The 21,595-nt window shown below is 37.6% G+C and carries 22 protein-coding genes; 12 read left to right on the top strand and 10 right to left on the bottom strand.

Translation table 11 applies throughout. From position 1 onward, the window contains the following. Positions 1-208 precede the first annotated feature (208 nt). Positions 209-637, top strand: coding sequence for a peptidoglycan-binding domain-containing protein (locus tag D1367_RS02520; protein ID WP_118162466.1), 429 nt, complete (start codon positions 209-211; stop codon positions 635-637). A gap of 62 nt (positions 638-699) precedes the next feature. On the opposite strand, the gene D1367_RS02525 is transcribed toward D1367_RS02520, so the two are convergent. After that, positions 700-2,364, bottom strand: a complete 1,665-nt coding sequence (locus D1367_RS02525) for a hypothetical protein (RefSeq protein ID WP_118162468.1) — start codon at positions 2,362-2,364, stop codon at positions 700-702. 310 nt (positions 2,365-2,674) lie between these two features. On the opposite strand from D1367_RS02525, the gene D1367_RS33180 reads away from it, so the two are divergent. From D1367_RS33180 to D1367_RS02550, 6 genes are all read left to right on the top strand, one after another. Further along, entirely contained in the window at positions 2,675-2,809 is a 135-nt protein-coding gene (locus D1367_RS33180) for a DUF6972 family protein (RefSeq protein ID WP_410477544.1), read from the top strand. Next, the gene (locus D1367_RS02530) at positions 2,757-3,026 is read left to right on the top strand and encodes a hypothetical protein (protein ID WP_118162471.1); all 270 of its coding nucleotides are present in this window, start codon (positions 2,757-2,759) and stop codon (positions 3,024-3,026) included. The genes D1367_RS33180 and D1367_RS02530 overlap by 53 nt, the downstream gene beginning before the upstream one ends. A gap of 219 nt (positions 3,027-3,245) precedes the next feature. After that, positions 3,246-3,479 carry a type II toxin-antitoxin system ParD family antitoxin gene (locus D1367_RS02535; RefSeq protein ID WP_118162474.1) on the top strand — a complete coding sequence of 78 codons (234 nt, stop codon included), beginning with the start codon at positions 3,246-3,248 and terminating at the stop codon, positions 3,477-3,479. Between the two features lie 3 nt (positions 3,480-3,482). Continuing rightward, on the top strand, positions 3,483-3,782 hold the full coding sequence (locus D1367_RS02540) for a type II toxin-antitoxin system RelE/ParE family toxin (RefSeq protein WP_118162476.1): 300 nt from the start codon (positions 3,483-3,485) through the stop codon (positions 3,780-3,782). A 66-nt stretch (positions 3,783-3,848) separates the two neighbouring features. Continuing rightward, positions 3,849-4,121 carry a hypothetical protein gene (locus tag D1367_RS02545; protein WP_118162479.1) on the top strand — a complete coding sequence of 91 codons (273 nt, stop codon included), beginning with the start codon at positions 3,849-3,851 and terminating at the stop codon, positions 4,119-4,121. Then, positions 4,118-4,483, top strand: coding sequence for a clan AA aspartic protease (locus D1367_RS02550; protein ID WP_118162481.1), 366 nt, complete (start codon positions 4,118-4,120; stop codon positions 4,481-4,483). Before D1367_RS02545 ends, D1367_RS02550 begins: the two co-directional genes overlap by 4 nt. 123 nt (positions 4,484-4,606) lie before the next feature. On the opposite strand, the gene D1367_RS02555 is transcribed toward D1367_RS02550, so the two are convergent. Both D1367_RS02555 and D1367_RS02560 read right to left on the bottom strand, forming a co-directional pair. After that, complete coding sequence (locus D1367_RS02555) at positions 4,607-5,584, bottom strand: Bpu10I family restriction endonuclease (protein ID WP_118162484.1); 978 nt, start codon at positions 5,582-5,584, stop codon at positions 4,607-4,609. Then, on the bottom strand, positions 5,557-6,798 hold the full coding sequence (locus D1367_RS02560; RefSeq protein ID WP_118162487.1) for a DNA cytosine methyltransferase: 1,242 nt from the start codon (positions 6,796-6,798) through the stop codon (positions 5,557-5,559). The genes D1367_RS02555 and D1367_RS02560 overlap by 28 nt, the downstream gene beginning before the upstream one ends. Before the next feature lie 187 nt (positions 6,799-6,985). On the opposite strand from D1367_RS02560, the gene D1367_RS33185 reads away from it, so the two are divergent. Both D1367_RS33185 and D1367_RS02565 read left to right on the top strand, forming a co-directional pair. Continuing rightward, positions 6,986-7,120: a DUF6972 family protein gene (locus tag D1367_RS33185; RefSeq protein WP_410477543.1), complete on the top strand. Its 135-nt coding sequence runs from the start codon at positions 6,986-6,988 to the stop codon at positions 7,118-7,120. Then, a complete protein-coding gene (locus D1367_RS02565) occupies positions 7,068-7,337 on the top strand; it encodes a hypothetical protein (protein WP_118162489.1) in 270 nt (89 codons plus the stop codon). Before D1367_RS33185 ends, D1367_RS02565 begins: the two co-directional genes overlap by 53 nt. 336 nt (positions 7,338-7,673) lie before the next feature. On the opposite strand, the gene D1367_RS02575 is transcribed toward D1367_RS02565, so the two are convergent. Further along, positions 7,674-9,065 (bottom strand): DUF2079 domain-containing protein, encoded by a 1,392-nt coding sequence (locus tag D1367_RS02575; protein WP_118162492.1) that lies wholly within the window; start codon positions 9,063-9,065, stop codon positions 7,674-7,676. Between the two features lie 77 nt (positions 9,066-9,142). Between D1367_RS02575 and D1367_RS02580 the strand changes: the two genes are divergently transcribed. Next, on the top strand, positions 9,143-10,711 hold the full coding sequence (locus D1367_RS02580; RefSeq protein ID WP_118162494.1) for an ArnT family glycosyltransferase: 1,569 nt from the start codon (positions 9,143-9,145) through the stop codon (positions 10,709-10,711). Positions 10,712-10,734: 23 nt separating this feature from the next. Here D1367_RS02580 and D1367_RS02585 read toward each other — a convergent pair whose 3' ends face one another. The 4 genes from D1367_RS02585 to D1367_RS02605 all read right to left on the bottom strand — a co-directional run bounded on the left by D1367_RS02585 (position 10,735) and on the right by D1367_RS02605 (position 16,631). Next, positions 10,735-12,000: a mannosyltransferase family protein gene (locus tag D1367_RS02585; protein WP_181985043.1), complete on the bottom strand. Its 1,266-nt coding sequence runs from the start codon at positions 11,998-12,000 to the stop codon at positions 10,735-10,737. 24 nt (positions 12,001-12,024) lie between these two features. Further along, positions 12,025-13,224 (bottom strand): hypothetical protein, encoded by a 1,200-nt coding sequence (locus D1367_RS02590; RefSeq protein ID WP_118162497.1) that lies wholly within the window; start codon positions 13,222-13,224, stop codon positions 12,025-12,027. 123 nt (positions 13,225-13,347) lie between these two features. After that, positions 13,348-15,279 (bottom strand): DMT family transporter, encoded by a 1,932-nt coding sequence (locus tag D1367_RS31520; RefSeq protein WP_220450997.1) that lies wholly within the window; start codon positions 15,277-15,279, stop codon positions 13,348-13,350. A gap of 44 nt (positions 15,280-15,323) precedes the next feature. Then, the gene (locus D1367_RS02605) at positions 15,324-16,631 is read right to left on the bottom strand and encodes a mannosyltransferase family protein (RefSeq protein WP_118162499.1); all 1,308 of its coding nucleotides are present in this window, start codon (positions 16,629-16,631) and stop codon (positions 15,324-15,326) included. A gap of 443 nt (positions 16,632-17,074) precedes the next feature. Between D1367_RS02605 and dxr the strand changes: the two genes are divergently transcribed. Both dxr and D1367_RS31990 read left to right on the top strand, forming a co-directional pair. Then, entirely contained in the window at positions 17,075-18,271 is a 1,197-nt protein-coding gene (gene dxr, locus D1367_RS02610) for a 1-deoxy-D-xylulose-5-phosphate reductoisomerase (protein ID WP_118162502.1), read from the top strand. 372 nt (positions 18,272-18,643) lie between these two features. Beyond that, positions 18,644-18,841 carry a hypothetical protein gene (locus D1367_RS31990; protein WP_118162507.1) on the top strand — a complete coding sequence of 66 codons (198 nt, stop codon included), beginning with the start codon at positions 18,644-18,646 and terminating at the stop codon, positions 18,839-18,841. Positions 18,842-18,908: 67 nt separating this feature from the next. Here D1367_RS31990 and D1367_RS02625 read toward each other — a convergent pair whose 3' ends face one another. Further along, positions 18,909-19,409, bottom strand: coding sequence for an acyl-CoA thioesterase (locus D1367_RS02625; protein WP_118162509.1), 501 nt, complete (start codon positions 19,407-19,409; stop codon positions 18,909-18,911). Positions 19,410-20,321: 912 nt separating this feature from the next. Further along, positions 20,322-20,666: a DUF1815 family protein gene (locus D1367_RS02630; RefSeq protein ID WP_118162512.1), complete on the bottom strand. Its 345-nt coding sequence runs from the start codon at positions 20,664-20,666 to the stop codon at positions 20,322-20,324. Between the last annotated feature and the right edge of the window lie 929 nt (positions 20,667-21,595).

The following is a 21,595-nucleotide window of genomic DNA, read 5'->3' on the forward strand; positions in this document are numbered from 1 at the left end:
TCAAATAGAAAATTAGAAAACGGTAGAGTATTTATTGCTCTACCGTTTTTATTTATTTGTAAGATGAAGTATAAATTTTTTTAGCCTAAAAAATATATTAATTAAAGTTTGTTGCTTTTCTAATGCCAAAAAATGACATTATACAAAAATATCCATATAATTACGAGTTAGCTTGGAAAGCTATAACTTTATATCCGAGGTAGTAGACATGAATAGATTCCATCTTGGATTTACAGACCAAGAAATTGTGGATAAATTGAAACTACAACTAATGGAGAAGTGGCAAAATAAAAAAATAGAAAGATTTTTATCAACATCGAAAAATCCGCAGACGAATGAATATCTCATTTTAGTTGAAACAGATTCAAAGGAAGTAGAAAACTTACTTCAAAATTCTGGTGGAAGATTTTTAACAAACGAGGAATATGAAGCTTTAACAGCTTACTCAAAAGGTGATACTGGAACTGATATTCACAATATCCAACAGAAGTTGCTGGACAAGAATTTTTATCCCTATCTACCTAGTGGAATTTTTGATGAAGATACAGAACTGGCAGTGAAAGATTTTCAGCGAACAAATAGACTTCCAGTAACCGGTATTGTGAATGAAGAAACTATGAAAAAATTAAGGGAGTAATCAGTAGCAGATTCGTGTATGTTTTAGGAAAAACCAAAAAATACCATAGTAATATTGTGTTTCTAATATCCTGGCTTTTTTCCTGCACCACAATTAGTACATTTAACCCAACCGTCACTTTTATAATTAATTCCGTAATGTTGTAAACTATTCCTACTATCAACAGTTTTAGAGCAATTCCAACAATGATTTATATAAACATTGTAATTATGATTTCTACCGTCTAATCCAGAAATACCTGAACATTCTATTGGATCAGCATTTGGGCACCAAAAAACTGTTATCTCCTGTGTAGTTGAATACTTACTGTATTCAGGATTGAATGTCATTATCTCTCCACAAAATTTACATTTTAATCTCTGAGAATTGTTTTGTACAAAATTAGCCCAAGCTTTAATTTTTCGTATATATTTATCTACATCTAAAGTAACTCGTGGAAATTGAATTTGAATACTTTTAGCAACTAAAAAATGTCTAAGGTTCCACTTATAACATTTATTAGTACTACTTTCTTTTTCTAAGCAGCTTGTTAAATCACCCTTATCAGAGGAGATATTAGCAAGTAACATGGTTATATCATCCAATGAAATGTCATCAAATAACATTGAATCTTCATTTCTAAATAAAGGAAATAATTGAGATGTATCGCCATTAACAGTAACTATCAGTTTCAGCAATGATTCATGTAGTTTGAGAAATGAAATTTTAGGATATGCAAAAAGTTTTAGACAAAAGGAGACAAGAGTAATATCGTTATTATCAGCTTTTTTTGTTAAAATATTTAAATCCAAGTTTTCTTGAACTGCTCTATATAAACTAAATACCTTTGCCTCTTGTGAAAGTTTTTCCCATATACTAACTGTGTCATACTTAAACTTATCCCATATAATATCTACCTGAACTGTTGGGAGCAAAAAATCAAAAATTATTGGTTGTGCTTGTAACTCAGAAGGAAGTATGGATACAATATAGTTAAGTTCTGCTGTAGTGGCAGTTTTTAATATATCAACTAGTTTATCCAATTGTGACTTACTTAAATTATTATTAGATGCGCTAATAATATACTTTGCTTGAAGTTTTTTGGGTGCTATATCATAAATTTTGGGAATTTTGAGTAGTTGTTGTGGTAATTCAGTTACGAGGTTCTCATGATTATTAAGATATTCAAATATTTCATCAACTATGTCTTTGCTTTCAGTTTCCTCCACAATTTGACTAAAGATTTTAATAGCTTGTTGGGGTTGTAATAACTTCCGAATATCTTTAGAAGCCAGATATATCTCTTCTGGTAAAGATTGGAGAAAAGAATATTTTTGATAAATGCTTAACAAATTCAACTTTTTTATACAAAGAGCAGCCAAATCATCTACAGATTGACTTTTATTCTTTATACAATTTTGCAAATATTTACTAAAAATTGGCTGCCAAAACATGACTTGATTGCTTAAAGCACAGGTTTTTATAACATCTAAATCTTCTTCATTCTGTATTAAATCTATATCAAAAGATTGGTAACTTATCTTGCCATTTTTATTTGTTACTGTCTTAACATAAAAAGAGACAATAGCATCTTGTTTAAGATAATCTTCACTACATTTAATATCACGTTTATTAAAATACAAATCATCAGAATTTATGATCTGAGAGATAAAACCGTAATCATTGGGGCGACCTGTTTTTGAGTTCAATCCGCCATACCATTTAACTTTTCCAACTTCTCTATTCATATTCTGGTAAACCCTAATTTTAAATGTTTATCCAAATTTAATACAGTTAAAAATAATCAGTTTATGTATAAATACTTGTTTTTTGATTAATTTTGTATTAATAAAGGATTTTTAATAATTTTAAGTGTGATTACTATATTCTTAAAATAATTAGATACTCGACTCTTTTGTGGTTACTTAGCTGTTACGTCAAGCTAAACCAATTACCCTACCCAAATACTTAGAATGTACTATGAAGTATGCGATCGCTTTTCGCATCTGATTTTAGGTATCGTTCACCAGAATGATTTGAGGAGATGACCGTTATGGAATGTTTTTTGATGAACCAATAGGTTATAGAATCAGTCCAGATGGTAGCCGTATTCTACTTTACTATGGGGAGATAAAAATTAATGCAGACGACCAATACCACGTTATCCACCGCACAAGACCAAGTGAAGAATAACTGGGAATTTACAGAAGTATGGATAGATCCAATGTTATCCCCTCCATATATTCTTTTATTGCTTTGCGACACTGAAGATAACTGTCAAGTTTATGATCCGGCGCAGGGTTATAAAGTTGTATTTTCTAGTAATGACTATAATGCAGCCAAGTTATGGTTACTAGAAGATGAGTATGAACCAATTGAAGGTAGGCTTTTAGGTGCGGAATTAGTCTGAATTACTAGAGAGTTTTTAGAGAATATGATTGATTTAAGTAATACACAAGATTGTTCTTTTGTACAGTTCGTAAGTCCTAAATTTTTAACATATTTTACGGTAGAGTATTTATTGCTCTACGTTTTTATTTAATGAGGTTTTTAGACATCATCAATTACAATTTTCATCTGGATTAATACCAAAAATATTATATATTGGTATTATACAGGAGGAAATTGTATGCAAAAAAATACAAGTGTTACCTTGGGTGAGCATTTTGAAGCGTTTATCGCCAATCAAGTTGAAAGCGGTCGTTTTGCCAGCGCCAGTGAAGCGATTCGAGCAGGACTGCGCCTTTTAGAAGAGCGAGAAATAAAACTTGCCGCTTTGCAACGAGCATTGACAGACGGGGAAAATAGCGGATTTGCTGAGTATTCTCTCTCAGGATTGCTTGCAGAACTTGACCGTGAATAGCGCATGTCAGCATTTCGCCTTACTGAATTAGCCACTCAAGACTTGCTATCAATCGGTCGCTACACCCAAAAAACATGGGGAACTGAGCAGAGAAACCGTTATCTTGCTATCTTGGACGATTGCTTTCATGTCTTGGCACGAGAGCCACACAGAGGACGTACTTGTGATGATATTCGCTCAGGATATCGCAAGTACCACATCGGACGACATTTGATCTTTTATCAGGAAACTAATGAAACTATCGATATTATTCGTATTTTGCATGATCGTATGGATGTGGAGTCTTATTTCAACGAAGACTAACCCAAAGACAACCTATTCCTTAACATGAACTGCAAACGCGAAAAAATAACAGCAAGGAGCAAGAACGTGCAAAGCATACTTTTAAGCAGTGAAGAAGTTGGACGACGAGCGAAAGAATTATATGAAAATAGCATTCGTCAACAAGTGGAACGAGAAGAAAACATCGGTAAAATGGTGATTATCGATATAGAAACAGGTGAATACGCAATTGATAAAACAGGCTTAGAATCGGCACGATATTTACGTAATAAACACCCATTTGCTCGACTTTTTGGTATTCGCATTGGTTACAAAGTAGCTGTTTCCTTCAGTGGTGACATGGAGCGCGATTATCGGTGATTTCTGGTATTGTCAAGAACGGACGCGCAACAGTTAATATCATATTTCGACTTACAAATAAACCAGATTTTACTATTGAATTTGTTATCGATACAGGTTTTGCAGAGTTTCTTTCTCTGCCTCCAGCAGCAGTTACTCTACTGGGTTTCCCTTTCGTGTATGAAATGTATGCAAATTTAGCTGACAATAGTAATGTAATCTTGGCAGTACATCAAGGTAACATTATTTGGAATGGAGAAGAACGGGAAGTGAATGTACTTGCGACAGGAAAGCGACCTTTACTAGGAACTGCTTTACTTGATGGGTATGAACTTGTCATACAGTTTATCGAGGGCGGTTTAGTAACAATTGATGAATTGTAGTTGCTTTATTAGCAAAATTTGGAGCATTGTATTAATAGTTAAGATATTGCGATCGCCTTTCGCAGATTATTTCAGGTTTTATTAACCTACGCAAGTGTCACAAGTGCCGAATAAGGTCAGTAGCTACTCGTCAATTAGCCACCCACGCTCTATACCGTGTTTAATTCCGCCAGTCCAGTCCATTTTCAGATGCTTCCGCACTTTATGAAATAGATGTTGAACTACAACTGGATTAATTGAATTTTTAACATATTTTTCTTCATACCTAAATTCTCTGTCAGTGTTTTTCTGCTGACGTAGTACGTAAATTTGGTCAACCTTGTACTTCCGAAGATTGACATCACTGGTCAACTTGATCCACTCCATAAGTACAACATATAAACTATTTGGATTTCTTGCCTTTAAGTCCTCTGCCGCTCGTGATGAACCTTCGAGCATAGTTTTATCTAGATATGTCTTACATTCAATAGCAACAACTGGAATATCGAAAATGTGCGTTTCGGTATTTCCTGTAACTGTAACTTCAGAGTAGTTTTCCGGTTCCTCTTTAAGAAGTGGCAGTATTTCACCAGGATTTTCATCTTTCTCTGGTGGGGTTGCTGCTTCAAATGATACTTGAATAGTCGCTCCAATTACAAAGTCATGATCTTTCTTTTCAATACGTGCATACGGTCGCTTAAGCATCTCAGAGTATTTTGGCGGCACAAAGAAAATATCTTTGAAGGTATGTGATTTGCCTATGAGAGCATTTTCTCCAAAGTCTCTGACTAAATCTTTAAACAGATAATAGAGAAATTCCTCCAACACGCTAGAGTGAAGGTTCGATCGAGAATCAAACTTTTCAGCATAATGCTGCTGGTCTAAAAAATCCTTATATTTTGATAGAAGTTCTACCCTAGTAGCAATAATTGCGTCATCTTGAGCAGTAGGTGTTGATGTCGGGCCAACTAATTCGAGATTAGCAGAACGCCAATTATCATACTCAGTTCTAATTTCAATGAGATATTTTTTACTATCAACATCTCTGTATTTTGTGCGGTGATTCTCCTTTTGTTCAAGATTAGAGCCGTGAACTAAAGGGTTCCTATCGCTTTTGGGCATAGCTGTAATTTATTTTGAAGATGAAGTGCGATCGCTTTAGCAAGAATAGGTGGTACAGCATTACCTACCTGATTGTACTGGCAAAGAAACTTCTCGTCGAATCTCTCTTCTCGATGTAATAACTTGTGAGATACAACAGTCTTCTTTCCTAGAAAACGATAAGTGTCAGGAAAAGATTGAACACGTGCGCCTTCACGGGCTGTCAAATTGCGATGCTGGAAAGGATGAAGAAAATTGGCATAAAACGAAGCTGCTATTGTGTGTGATGGTTTATATGGATTTAAACGTCGGTTATTTTGGTCATAACTTATCTCAGATAACTCACCATTTCCACTACGCCGTCTGGCCCCATGTTCTTTTGGTGCGTTTGAACTTGATTCACCCCATTTAATATGTTTGAAGCGTTCTACAAGCCTCTGGGAATGATCCATTGCAACATGATTATAAAGTGTTTGACTGGCATTTCTAATCCAGCTTTGATAGTTATTGAGAGGTTCTGAAATATAAGGTTGTTCCTCTTCACCCTCCCGTGCATTCAATTGTGGTAAATCTGATATAGCATCCCACAAGCTTATGGCAGGAAGTAAACCCATACAGGCAAATATTGATAATTGAGAGCCATTGATATGCAATAAATCTAAGGAATGTGTTTTGGGAGGAATACCTAATTCTTTTCCTGTTTTATTTCCAACAATAAAAATACGCTCCCTAATTTGTGGTACACCATATTCAGCAGCATTTAATGACCAGACTTCTACAAAATATCCTAGATTTTCAAAAGTTTCTGTAATGATATCTGTTACCTTTCTACCTTCAATATTTTTGCGCGAAAGTAAACCTTTAACATTCTCCATTACAAAAGCTTTAGGTTCGAGAAAACATATCCACTCGGCAAAGTTAATAAATAGACTATTTCTAGGGTCTTTAGGATCTTTTTGTGCTGGCCCGGCAATACTAAAGCCTTGACATGGAGGCCCACCAATAACAATATCCGGCTTGAAGTGACAGATATCCTTAACGCTACTTGCAGTGTTTAAATCACGGATGTCCTGTTGAATAACTGTCATATTAGGGCGGTTATGGCGCAGTGTATCACAAGCCCAGGTATCAATCTCAACGGATAAAGGAACAGAGAAACCTGCCATCTCGAAACCTAGACCAAAGCCGCCAGCCCCAGCAAACAAATCAATAGTGATAGGTTGTGCTGTTAGCATAGACTCTTAATGTGGTTACTCATGTGGTTTACCTTCTAAACACTCTAGGATGATACGCTTGCACCACTTTGTCAACCTGCTACACAGTTAAGTAGTAGTGCAAAATTAAATATACATTTGTCATTGCGAATGAAGGAAAGCGAAATGACATAAATAATTTTGCGTAACCACTTATGATCGGTATGGAATGTTTTTTAATGAACCTATAGGTTATAGAATCAGTCCAGATGTTAGCCATATTCTACTTTACTATGGGGAAATAAAAATCAATGCAGACGACCAATACCACGTCATCCCCCGCACAAGACCGAGTGAAGAATAACTGGGAATTTACAGAAGTATGGATAGATCCAATGTTATCCCCTTCATATATTCTTTTATTGCTTTGCAACAGTGAAGATAACTGTCAAGTTTATGATCCGGCGCAGAATTATAAAATTGTATTTTCTAGTAATGACTATAATGCAGCCAAGTTATGGTTACTAGAAGATGAGTATCAACCAATTGAAGGTAGGCTTTTAGGTGCGGAATTAGTCTGAATTACTAGAGAGTTTTTAGAGAATATGATTGATTTAAGTAATACACAAGAGTGTTTTTTTGTACAGTTTGTTTTTGATATGTATGCAAATTTAGCTGACAAGAGTAATGTAATCTTCCCAGTACATCAAGCTAAGATTATTTGGAATGGAGAAGAAAGGGAAGTGAATGACTTGCGACAGGAAAGCGACCTTTATTAGGAACTGGTTTAGTTGATGAGGATGAACTTGTTATACAGTTTATCGAGGGCGGTTTAGTAACAATTGATGAATTGTAATAGTTGCTATTTGGATATATCGACTTTCTATCAACAGCAATGAGAATTATTACTCCAATCATCAAGCGACTTTGACAAATAAATACACATCATCACGCTGATATTTCAACTGAAATTCTTGATTAGTTTTCAGTTGATTGACCAAGTTAGCAGCAAACTCCTGATTACTTGAAAAGCCGGGATGACGGACATTCAGCAATACATAATTAAAAACATTTAAATCAGCAGGTGAAGAATCGGCATTTGTATAGGTGATCAATTTTCGATTGCTTAAATGCGGAGAAATTTCTGCTGTGGTGTAAACACTTCCTTTAGTTTGAATCTGAGCGATCGCTTGTTTTGTAGCTTGCCAAGTATCTATAGATTCTAAGTATCTACCTCCAAAATGGGTAAATTTTGCCAGACTTAAAAACGCCACCAATGACCATAAAATAATCGCTCGTTTATTTTGTATCCATCCTTTACCTGCGGCGAGACTAGAAATTATAGCCAACAACAGGAAGGGCATCGCTGGAATAGAGTACTGATGTAGCAAGTCTTTTTGAGGTTGGTAATCAGCTAAAATGTTGAGCGCCAAACAAGGAATAGCTCCTACCAAAGGTTTTATTCCTTGTAGGGAAAGTCCCCAAATCACAGGTGCTAGCAGCAGAACCAAATATCCCAGGTTATCCAGTGAAAAAACTTTTCCCAAGATTAGTCCTGGCTGAAATACTATATTTTTTGCAATGCCTAGAACTGAATTACCTAAATAGCTGTAACGTCCCACTGCTGCTGCTTCTGCACCACTGAAAAAAGGAATAATTACCTGAGTAGCAATAATAAACCAGCCAATACCAGCACAAATAGCGATCGCGCCATATAAACGCCGCTTTTCAAACAAAATTAACCAAACTCCCATTGCTGCAACGGTGAGGGACAATACCGCCTTGCATCCCAACACTAGTAAAATACTTAAACAAAACCACCCTATCTGACCTAACCGTGCTGCTAAAACCGCCGCCAAGAGTAGTGGTAAAGCTATCACTTCTGCGTGAAAATCAAATAAATTGGCGTTAAAGACCAATGGATACAGGAGATATACAAATGCGATCGCTATTGCTTGGTTTTCCTTCAGTCCAGCTTGGTGGGCTAGATGCCAAGCCGGCAAAGCGCCTAATGCCAAGGCAGCTGCCTGCACAACAAATAACCAGTAAACACTAGGGTAGATTTTATAGAGTAAAGCCAAAGGATAGAATATCCAAGCAGCATGATCGCCGAGAATATGAAAACCCATGAAAGAAGTAATAGGCGGTTGCCCTTGACTAATTAAATAAACCGCCTGGTCAAAAATTCCTAAGTCAAAAGCGGTTGATTGAAATAATTCGTGTCGTAAGCTGCTGCACCCAAACAAAATTAAGGCACTCACGCCAATTATCCAACCCAGATAACCAAGCTGATTAAGTTTTTTCCTCATACTATCAAAAAAGTATCCATTGTGAGTATTCTAGAGACATAATTAGCAATATTATTCCATACCACAATCAGCCCTAAATGTATCGCACAAATATTGTAAAGCTATTCACAAAAAGAACAGTCATATTCAGAGAAAAAGAATGGTTATTTAGCTTACTAGTAATATCTCTAGTTCTATGGCTGATATTTTTAGGAAACTCCACTTTACGAGATTGGGATGAAGGTACTTACGCTCTAGTTGCTAGAGAAATTTACCGGACTGGTAACTGGCTTTATCCCACTATTCAGGGAGAACCATTTTTATTAAAACCGCCTTTGATGCAATGGTTAATTGCTTGGTGCTACCACTTAGGAGGAGTGCAAGAGTTAACGACACGCTTACCTGGTGCGGTTTTAACTGCTTTGGGAGTGCCCTTACTTTACTTGATGGGGCGTTTGGCTTTTAACGAAAGTTTACCGGCTCTATTTGCTGCTTTAATTTACTTGACAATGTTGCCTGTGGTGCGTCATGGACGGCTAGCAATGTTAGATGGAATGACTATTTCTTTTTTCTTGCTGTTGTTGTTTTGTCTTTTGAAGGCACGTCAAAACCGAAAATATGCTCTAGGCGTGGGATTTTGTCTGGGGTTAATTATTCTAACTAAGGGAATGATAGTTTTGCTGTTGGGCGCGATCGCAATTTTATTCTTACTTGCAGATCGACAATTGGCTTTATTGAAAAGTCCCTATCTATGGGTAGGAATTTTATTAGGAAATGCTCCTGCGATCGCTTGGTACACTGCTCAATGGCAACATTATGGTAGTACTTTTTTAGAAGTGCATTTTCAAGCACAAGCTTTTGACCGCCTTTTACAACCTGTTGAAGGTAATAGCGGGCCTGTTTGGTACTATTTATTAGAAATACTCAAATATGGTTTTCCCTGGCTGTTATTTTTGCCTGGAGGACTTTATCTAGCTTGGAAAAAACGTCATAATACTTGGGGTTATCTAGTTCTTTTGGGTACAATTATTTACTTAGGAACTATTTCTCTGATGAGAACTAAACTCCCGTGGTATGTTATGCCTGTATATCCATTTTTAGCTTTGGCAATTGGTGCTAATTTGAGCGAAGTTTGGCAGAATCGTCATTTTAGAGTGCGAAGTTGGACAATATTTCTGGCTATTATTTCTATTGCGGGTTTAGGAGGTTGTGTTTACTTTTTTCTTAAAAAAGAGCCGATTTTGATAGTCATGAGCATTGTTTTGGTAATAAGCATGGGTATCGCAGCATGGCTAGTTAAACAGCGCGATCGCAACTTTATTCCAGTGTTATTTACAGGAATGTATTTAGTTTTAACCCTATTGGTAAGTTCGCAATCTTGGATTTGGGAATTAAATGAAGCTTTCCCAGTTAAACCAGTAGCGGAATTAATTCGGGCAAATGTTTCACCAGGAACAACAGTTTATACCTCATTTTCTTATAACCGTCCTAGTTTAGATTTTTATAGCGATCGCAAGGTAACTGCTGCAACTGTGCCAATTTTACAAAAAATGTTATCTAATAAATCTTATTTGCTGTTAGACAATGAGGCTTTACAGAAAATCAATTTAACTGGTAGTAAAATTATAGGCACAGCTAACGGATTTACACTGATTACCAAAAATTAACAAAATACAATTCAGAATTAAACCTAAGCTACCCAAAGATCGCGGGCAAATCGAATAGAAAATGTGAACATTAGTATTCCAAAAAAGTACATAATTGGGTATCCCCAGCGAGGATAACGGGCAAGTAATAACCCGAATGCTATTGACAGCGATACAATACCGTAAGCGTAGCGTTCAGCCGAGGCTGTAATCCCTGTGTTTAAAATTAAAGCGAAGGAAGAAAACCCATAGACAACAGTAACAATGGGAATTTTATCTCGTGATAACCATAATAAATAGATACCGCCAAAAACTAGTGCAATTTTAAATAATTCATCTCCTGTCAATGACCACAACAATAGCCATAAAAAATATAATCCATAGCGGAATTTACTCATCCCCAGATGTAAACGAAAGCGCCATAACAAACAGCCGCTACCAATAATTATTAAAAATAATAATGGATATAAAGGGTCTTTAATATAACCAGATTTCCAATTAGTGAAACCTACCGTAATTTGCATCAGCATTTTCCACCAACCCTCCCAAGCAAACCCTGTTGCATCACCACGCCATGCTTTTTGTGCATGGATGAAAGCCAAAGCGTCGCCAAATTTAATTTGACAATAAAGGCTGTACAGAGATATACCCAAACCAACAGTTAAAGTGGCAATATAAGCTTTTATACCTCTACGTTCTTTCCAAGAAACAAACAGAAAAGCGGGGATAAGAGCAACTCCAGGGAGTCGGGTTGCTGTAGATAATGCTCCCCAGAATGCTGCCCAAATATATTGCTTTTTATTAAAAGCTCGTAAGGCAGATGTAGTACACAACAAAAACAGACCTTCAGTGTAAATTACAGTTCCATAAAGAGAATAGGGACACCATGCTAAAGTAGCTGTCGCCCATCGTGCTGTGCTTGTGTCGTAAAGCTCCTGCACCCAAAAATAAAGTATGAGTAAGGCAGCTAAAAAAGCTGAATTATTAACTAATATACCTGCCACTTTAAAAGGCAAGCCAATGAACATAATTATCCGGCTTAACAATGGAAATAAAGGAAAAAATGCAACTGTGTGAATTTGCTTTACATCACTAGAGAAATCATAACCAGAAGTCACAATTTTCTCATACCAAACACTATCCCAAGCATGAAAAACATCCCAACCGAACGTGGCAGCAACGCCAGTTGATGAACTTGGAAATAATGGGGCAATCAGTAACATAGCGATGGCTGTTAAAAGTCTACTAGAAAGCCACATTGCTATGACAAAAAATAAGTCATTAGCCAAAAAAATTTTCTTTATATTCATCTTTGCAGATAGATAAATTAACTTTTAATTGATATTTTCGCCAGGTAAAGCTTTTAATTTGGGATAAATAATGTCACAATTTTGCACAACAAACCAGAGTGTGAAACCTAAAGGTATAGAAAACAACTGAATATATATGGGAGTCCCCAAATAGCCAAAAAATGAGGACATTTGCACGACGATAGCCACCCAACGATATTGGGGAAAGTAAAAGGCAAAGATAAGAGAAAATATATCGGCAGGATAGAAATATCTGTCGTGCATTTTTGGCAGGATATATGGCATAAATAAAACTGATATTGTAGCTAAGTGTATCAGTCTGTCTTGAGTAATTTCTAGTCTACTTTTATAAACGATGTATGCAAATAAAAATATTGTACATATAGTTAAAACTAAACCTATAGGAACAAAAATATTATAAAAATTATTGGGAATCCATTGATAAAGATTAGGTGCGTTTTTAGTGAGATCTTTATATTTATTAGCTTGGTTAAAGTATATTAATAGCAATTCTGAGATTGGTCTGCCAGCAAACCAAGCTGGCAATATTAAAACTACATATACTAATAGAATTAATGGTAAGTAATACCAATAAATTATTTTTTTAAGCAACATAATCAATAATAAAGGTGCTATAAACATAGCTTGGAATTTAAAAGAAAGTGCTATACCAAAGCTAACTAATGCTAGAAGTTGTTTTTGAATAGATAAAAAATAGATACAGGCAATCAATCCTGTTGTATAGATAACGTCACATTGACCCCAGATGACACTATTACAAATAACACTAGGACTGAATATAACTGCCAAAAAAGCAAAATTTGGCATTCTCCCTTCTGGGTATTTTAATCTGACAATTTTGTAAGTTAAAAAAGCACAAAAAAAATCAACAGTCATTGCAAAAAGCTTGATGGCGAAAATTTTCGGCAATCCAGATAGCAGGGTGGCAGAAATTAAAATCCAGTAGAGGTAGGGGGGTGTATAGTCAGCAAAACTATATTTTAGAGCGCTAAATCCGCCATTAGATGCGATGAAATCATACCAAGGCTCTAAAAAATATTTATAATCCAGCGATTCATTGGGAACACAAATCAATCGAATCAATACTGCTAATATAATACCAATAGCCAAGTATCCAGTAACCGGAAAAGGGAGAGACATTAATAGCCTATTGAACTGAGATTTCACTAATTTTAATAATGTCTTGTCGGAAGCTTTAGTCATAAATTGTATCAGTCAAGTTGGCTGTGTCCAAATACTAAATCAAGAGGATAAATTAATAAGTTTTTTGTGATTATCCAAAACTTGTAGAGCCTCCTAAATCCCCATTTACTAGCTGTCATGCTGCTAGGAGCCTTCGTTCGTTACTTGAGCAGTGGATTGGCTAGATTGGGCTAGATAGATACCTGCTAAAACTACGGCAAAAGTCGCCCAGTCAAACAAACCTACTTGTTCTGAAAAAATGAACCAAGCAAAAATGGAGGACAGGACTGGATTTAAGAGAAGGGTAACGGCAACAACGCCTGACGAGAGTCTGCTGAGGCTATAAGTTACAAGTCCCTGACCCAACACTTGGCAAAAGAGGGCTTGAAAAATGATGAAAAACCACCCCATCCAAGAATAGGGAAACAATCTCTTTTCGATAAATGGGAGGATAGGCAACAGAAACATTGTAGTCACACCACAACGCCAGAGCATTATGGTTGCGGTAGTAAATCGGGTTTGGAGTTGTTCTATCAGCAGCAAATAGGTGGCAATAAAAACGGCAGTTAAAAATGCTAGTGCATCACCAAGTATTTGGTCAGATGCAAATTGCATCTTATGAAGTTCAAAGGCGATCGCTCCCCCTAAAGCTATCACCAGACCAATAACAAACCTGTTATCGAAGCGCCGGCCTAATAACAGATACCCAGCCGCAGCAACGAATAAGGGATTTAAATTAGACAATAAAGCCACGTTAGCAACGCTAGTTTGACTCAGCGACCAAGCCCACAACAACAGGGAGGTCGTTGCAGCACTTCCCATTGCCAATAACAGCCACACGTCCTGTTTTGTAAAAGGCTTCTGTTCTATAGGTTGATGATCGGGTTGTTGGCGGCGCAAAGCCTCAAGTCCATTCCACAGCGCAAAGACGACTGCGGCAATCCAACTCCGATGAAATCCTACAGCATTTGCACCAATTTCTTGTTCGCATAATTTTGCTAGAGATGGTGCCAAAGATATAGGAATTAGGGCAACAAATAACGATATAGCTCCCAATAAAGCTGGTGTTTCGGAGAATTGTTGCTTTAGTAATGACAGTTTGCTTGTCATACTTTTAACGAAAGTGTTAACTATAGTTTTGACTGATTTCTGAAACGGCAAATTAACAACAGCTTGGCTAGATATGGCTAAGTATAAACCCATTAAAACTACAGCAAAACCTAGCCAATTTGAGAAAGTTAATTTTTCCGAAAATATTACAAGAGCGAAAATGCCACTAAATACTGGCTCTAACAGATGCACCAAGGAGACAACCACAGAGGAAAACTTAGCGAGGCTATAGGTCAAAAGCCCATGACCTAAAACTTGGCAAATCAGGGCTAGAGAAATCACCCAAAGCCACCCACTGGCTGTAGAGGGGAAAACCTGATCTTGAGTGAACAAAAGTATGGGGAAGATTACTAAAGCCGCGATCGCACAGATCCATAACTGAATCGTCGCCGGAGAAAATTTGGTTCGTAATTTTTCTACAATCAGCAGGTATCCACTCAAGAAAACCGCAGAAACGATCGCAGCAAAACCCCCCTGAACTTCATCTATGGCGATTTGCAGTTCCTCAAATTCAATAGCGATCGCTCCCCCAAGCGCAATAACCATCCCAATTAGGAATTGCCTCTCAAAACCCTGACGAAATAACACCCACACCCCTAAGCTAGTAAATATGGGGGCGAGGTTATGCAACACACTAGAAATCGCAACGCTAGTTTGAGTCAGCGACCAAGCCAACAAGACTAAAGTAGCAGCCCAAAGAATACCAGCGCCTAACAATAGCAACAGATCCTGACTGGTGTAGGTCTGCTGTTCTACAGGTTTGTCTCCAGAAAATCGCTGCCGTATTGCCTTGTATCCATGCCAGACCAAGAAGAGTACACTAGCAAGCCAAAAGCGATTAAATACAGTTGCACTAGGGCTGAGTTCAATTTCGCTCAATTTCATAAAAATAGAGCCAAAAGAAATGGCAACTACACCTAGAAATAATGAAGCGATCGCTATCTTCGTTTGATTAAATACACTCATTAGGAAATTTAAACGCAACTTCTCATATATATGGATCAAACCCTCTAACCAACCCAGCGCTCTTGGGCAAATCCTACAGCTATTTTGGCTAGTAGTGTCACAAAGGCGCCCAATATTAAATATCCCTGACGAGGATGGCGAGATAACAGCACACCAATGGCTATATTCAAGGGCACAATACCGTATGCAAGGCGGCTCAAGGAAATAGTACCTCCAGAGGCTAGCAGTAAACCAATACCACAAAAGCCATAAATCACTGTAACTGGGGTCAGTTGCCTGTGTAAGCGCCACAACATATAGCCACCACCCAAGACCATGAACAAGTTGAGGAAGTTATTGATCCACTGTTCGCTTGCCAGAATCAACAAAAATAAGACTAAACCATAAAAGCCATAAAATAATTTTACAGAACTAAAAAGTTGACGGAAACGCCAAAAAAGATAGCCGCTAGCAATAATCACGCCAAAAAGCAAGATATACCAGGGGTCTTGAATCCCACCAGAGGGGTTTTGAACCCAACCAAATCGCCAATTTTTACTGCCAACTGCAATTTGCATGATCATGTTTAACCAACCCTGCCAATCAAAACCTAGAGTTGGTCGCCATCCCCGTTGTGCTTCGATAAAAGCTAAAGGGTTACCAAAATAAATCGCACAATACAAACTGAATAGAAGTATGCCAATTGCGGTAGAAAAACCGGCTATATAGGCAATGGGTGGTCGGCGTTCTTTCCAGGCTGCGATCGCAAATGCTGGAATTAGTGCCATACCTGTAGGACGTGTTGCTGTAGCCATCGCGCCCCAAAGGGCAGTCCAGCCATACTGCTTTTGATCAAACGCCCGCAAAGCCGATGTACTCAAAAACAAATACAGCCCCTCTGTGTAAACTACCCCTGTAAACATGGAAGATGGATACAAAGAAACTACAGAAGTCGTCCACTGCGCTGCATTGATCCCATAATTCTCTTTGATCCAAAAGTACAAACAGTAAAGGGCTGCGAAAAATGCCAAGTTGTTGACTAACGTCCCTGCTAATTCAAACGGTAAGCCCAATTTCATCAAAAGCCAAATGCTTAAGGGAAACAGGGGAAAGAAGGCAAGATTGTGTTGCTTACCGTCATTTACAAATTCATAACCAGAAGTTGCGATCGCTCGGTAATGCGTACTATCCCATGCATCAAAAACACCCCAGCCAAAATGGGGCAAAAATTCTTCTGCTGGTAACGGTAGTTTTGGCGCAATCAGCAACATAGCAGTCCAGATAAATATTCGGCTGGCAAGCCATATTGCTGCTGGAAACAGGAAATCATTTTTCCATAAAACTTTTTTTATAACTATCTGAACTTTGACCATAAGGTTGAGTGCTTCAACAAACTCCTTTATGCATTCTTTTACATATAGCTGCAACACAGCAATTTATGACTAACATTTTGCATATTAAATCTTCCACCAACATAATTAACAAACTGGACAGATTAAAAATTACTTAAAAGTATTCCCTATTTAGTTACTTTTGCCAATTGTCTCGGAATTTATCTTTAAAATATACTATTTACAAATACAATTTTTGTCTATTTATATGAAAATTGAGCAATTTTAGTACTTTATGGCTAGCATATCGAGTTGAAATTAACGGATTGGGGCTAAGGCACTGACGAGGACACAGGTAAATTTTCCTTCTTTGCGTCTCCCCCTCTCCCTCTCGTTGCCCTCAGTGTATCGATTATAGTGATTCCTGTTATTAAAGAGTCCCCAGCAATTTATAGTGGGAGTTGTCTGTAAATCCTTAAGCAATTGTGAAAGCGATTACTCTTGTTGGTTCCACTGGTTCTATTGGTACTCAGACTTTAGATATTGTCACTCAGTACCCAGATCAGTTTCGGATTGTGGGATTGGCAGCTGGGAACAATGTAGAGATGTTGGCTGCTCAAATTCGGCAGTTTCGACCGGAAATAGCAGCCATTTGCTCAGAAGATAAATTACCAGCGCTCAAAGAAGCTATCATTGACCTTGATCCCCAACCGATTTTACTGGCTGGTGAAGCTGGAGTGATAGAAGTCGCTCGCTACGGCGATGCTCAAACTGTTGTGACTGGGATCGTTGGTTGTGCTGGTTTGCTACCCACGATCGCAGCTATTGAAGCTGGTAAAGATATTGCCTTAGCGAACAAAGAAACCCTGATTGCTGGGGCCCCTGTGGTTCTACCCCTAGTTGAAAAACACGGTGTAAAATTACTCCCAGCCGATTCCGAACATTCCGCAATATTTCAGTGTCTCCAAGGTGTGCCAAAGGCGGGCTTGCGGAAAATTTTACTCACGGCATCGGGTGGGGCTTTCCGAGACTGGGATGTAGAAAAGTTAGCAGATGTAACTGTTGCTGACGCGCTCAAGCATCCTAATTGGTCGATGGGGCGGAAAATCACAGTAGACTCTGCTACTTTGATGAATAAAGGACTGGAAGTAATTGAGGCTCACTTCCTGTTTGGGTTGGATTATGACAATATCGAAATTGTCATTCATCCCCAGAGCATTATTCACTCGCTGATTGAATTGCAAGATACTTCCGTTTTAGCCCAACTCGGTTGGCCGGATATGCGCTTACCGTTACTGTATGCTCTATCTTGGCCCGATCGCATCTACACCAACTGGGAACGACTAGATTTAGTCAAAGCTGGAAACTTAACCTTCCGTGAACCAGATCACCAGAAGTATCCTTGTATGCAGTTGGCTTATGCTGTGGGTAAAGCTGGTGGTTCGATGCCAGCTGTGTTAAATGCCGCAAATGAGCAAGCTGTAGCTTTATTTTTAGATGAAAAAATTCGCTTTTTAGATATTCCCCGGTGTATCGAATGGGTGTGCGATCGCCATCAAAATGATCACCGTGCAAATCCCTCTTTAGATGACATTTTGGCAGCAGATAAATGGGCAAGACAAGAAGTTTTAACAGCGACTGAAAAGTTAGAAACTCACTCGCGGATAATTTCTTTGCGATAAAAAACTTCATTCAGATACCCAAAAGGCAGATTTTCTGGCTCTTGACCAATTCCTATTTAGCCTTCAGCCTAATGCTGAAGGCTAACAGCTAAAAATCCAAGTCTAATTGCCAGTATTGTTAGCTTGCTACCTTGTTCAAAAAACTTCCAGCAATTCTGCCAAATTGCCAAATAAGTTGCCTTTTACCCGAATAATTGGATCATTTTCAGCTAATATGGCATTGACACAGTTAGACAAAAATCTTAGCTTTAGTATCTATTCCAAATTAGGTCTAATAGCTTTAGCAATAGTAATTTTGACTTCAGATAAAAATTTACCCTTTCTAAATAAAGACCTTCTCAGACAAGGGCAATTATTAAGGAATTAATATATATGATTATTACGTTGATTATAGCTTGGATAGTCTTCATAATATTATGGAAATTGTTGAAAGCAACCGTGAGCACTGCATTAACTCTTGCGGCAATCCTTGTTTTATTAAATATTAGTTTTGGCATTACTCCACAAGATATTTGGCATTATGTAACCCAGTTTGCTCAAAATCTGTCGCAGATCCAAACAGGAAAGTAAAAATTTATACTTCACCTTTCATGAGCAAAAGTGAAGTATAAAAATATTAAATGACAACCTTTCTTGGTCAATTTTTATTTAATGCTGAAATCTTGGCTAAGGCATCCTTAAAACTCGGCGGCAACTGACGCATAATCTTGCCTCTGTCGCGATCTAAAGCCACTAATGTCACCTTAGCCGTGACGTATAATTCTTGTCCATCAGTTGAGACAATGGCATAATCCCAATTGATGCGGACACCTGTCACCTCAGCCATGCGCGTTTTTACCATCACTGCCATACCCAATTGAATTGCACGATGATAGCGCACCGACAATTCTACAACTGGTAAATCGCAACCTATAGCGACTAAATCAGCAAATTCAATCCCTATAGATCGCAAGCATTCAATCCGTGCTTCTTCCATCCAAGCAATATAAGAACCATGCCAGACAACACCTGCATAGTCAGTGTGGTGGGGTTGCACTCTGACAGGATATTCAAACCAATTCCCAAATTCATGACTTGATGGATTGTCAAGGGCGGTGGTTGGTGGTAGTTTTGGTTGGCTAGATTTTTCTTCTGACATCTTCAAATTTCTCAGCACCTAATAAATTTTACAAATTATTGAATAGCATAAAAAACCTTTAATCTTTTCGCCGAAACCTATTCCGAGTTGAAAATACACCAAGCCAGCAGTATAACGGTATACCTTGCTTAGGTTTGATTTTTTGTTTAAGTCCCACTAGTGCTCTGTCTCATTAATTCTGATTGATTAGTTTGTTACCAAAACCCTGTAAAGACGCGAAATTTCGCGTCTCTACAACCCCGCAAAATTAATGGGACAGACTACTAGTGTTTTGTCCCATTAGTTCTGATTGATTAGTTTATTACCAAAACCCTGTAAAGACGCGAAATTTCGCGTCTCTACAACCCAGCAAAATTAATGGGACAGACCACTAGTGGTTTATGTCATTAATTTTGAGGGGGGAAAAAGTTCGTACTAAGGACTTTAATCCTAGATTTTTAAGCACGTTTTGTGGTTACTACGAATCCAGCAAAATTAATCAGACAAGGCAGGGTGCGCTTTGCTGGCGAGAAACGTTTCCCCTTTTCACCCTGATCCCTGCCTCTTCGGTCAGCTAAAAAATTCATTAAAAATTCATAATTCATAATTGATAATTCATAATTTCGTTATATAAGTAGATTTAGACCCAGGCAAAACGGAGTTGCTTGCTTGATAGTTGCAGCTTTTTTAACCTGTCTTTATAATTATGAATTATGAATTAGTAATTACTAATTATCTTGTGCGTTTTACTAACCTTCCAGCTAAAGGCTCAAAATGCGGCTCGTGAGGTTTTGGCAGATACAAAAAAATGTGCGATGGGCCAGCCACGAGCCAATCACTTAATGGTAATGGAGAATAGGTAAGAGCGATCGCTAACTCACCATTACCAATTACCGATAATGAATTTCTAATTTGCCATCGACCTTTGAAACCTTAATACTTCTTGGCAAGAGTTTTAGAGCCTGTATCGGTTTGCATAGATTGCTTGACAAGATCAGCCAGTTCGTCTAATTGGCTAATTGCCTCCGCACCTTCTAGCTTCATTAATTCGCGGTCATCCCGCATTTCCGTCCAAGTAATCCCGTAATCGGACACCAAAAACCGAATCAGGTGGTTATCACCCAAGCTAACCATAAACGATGCACTATTCATTTGGTCGCCACAGGTGTAACAAGATGCAGGATACCCGCGCCGCTCTAATACAACCGCCAAGGCTTGTAGGTTCATTACCAAGTCTTGGACGAATTGTCGATGTTGATGTGCTAGTCTCAGAAACACTTTTGTCCTCCAGACACCACAGTAATTTGAGTTTCTTTTATATTTTCTTTAGATTTTCTCATCCACTGGTATTGTAAACTATTCAATACAATTACCAGACAGATGATATTGAGTCGTTAATTGACTACCTTGTTTAGGGTAGTGGATCAGGTTTTTGAGCGCCGTATCAAACTATTCAGTTTGCAAATTAAAAATCTCGGACAGAATTGCTAAATTTAACTATATCTTTATACACTTCTGTCAGGGTAGATTCTTACAAGAAGCGATCCGCTTTAAGAGTAACTTAAATCTAGCAGTAGTCAACTACAGAAAAGTTACATATTTCGCTTTTATTGGCGAGGTGCAGCCCAAGAGAGTGTTATTAGAGGCTATAACGTAGTTTTACATCGTTATGCTTTCTTTTGCTTAGATGTTTACTCTGTTCTCTTTCTAACGTAGATTTTGGTATAGACAGAGAATTAAGTATACCAAATTCGCTTCTCCTCTATATATAAAGTTGAGCAGATAACACTGGAAATTGGCTATTCAATACTGAGAACAAACCTTTAGTAGTTATTTGTACAAGCCTTACGTAGTTAATAGACAAGTCTAAGTAGAGAATTCAGAATGGATAAACTAAACTCAACACTGACAATACCTAAACTAAGCAGAGCAATGTTGCCATTTAGGCAATATTTTCAGCTATTTTGGAATTATCTCCAAAAAGCTGTATAAACTAAAGCACAGAAATTTGGAAAGCCCCTTGTATTAGTTTGGTTTTGCCAAATTGAATGGTTAATATATAATATATTTTGATTAATTATCTAATCTAAATAATTATTATTTATAATAATGCCCATTTAAAACCCTTGCAAAAGAAAACTATAACCGAGGAAGCGCGATATAACTTATATTAATTTTTTATAAGCTTGCATTAAATGATTATTTGT

The organism is Nostoc sphaeroides (assembly GCF_003443655.1).
Lineage (GTDB): Bacteria > Cyanobacteriota > Cyanobacteriia > Cyanobacteriales > Nostocaceae > Nostoc > Nostoc sphaeroides.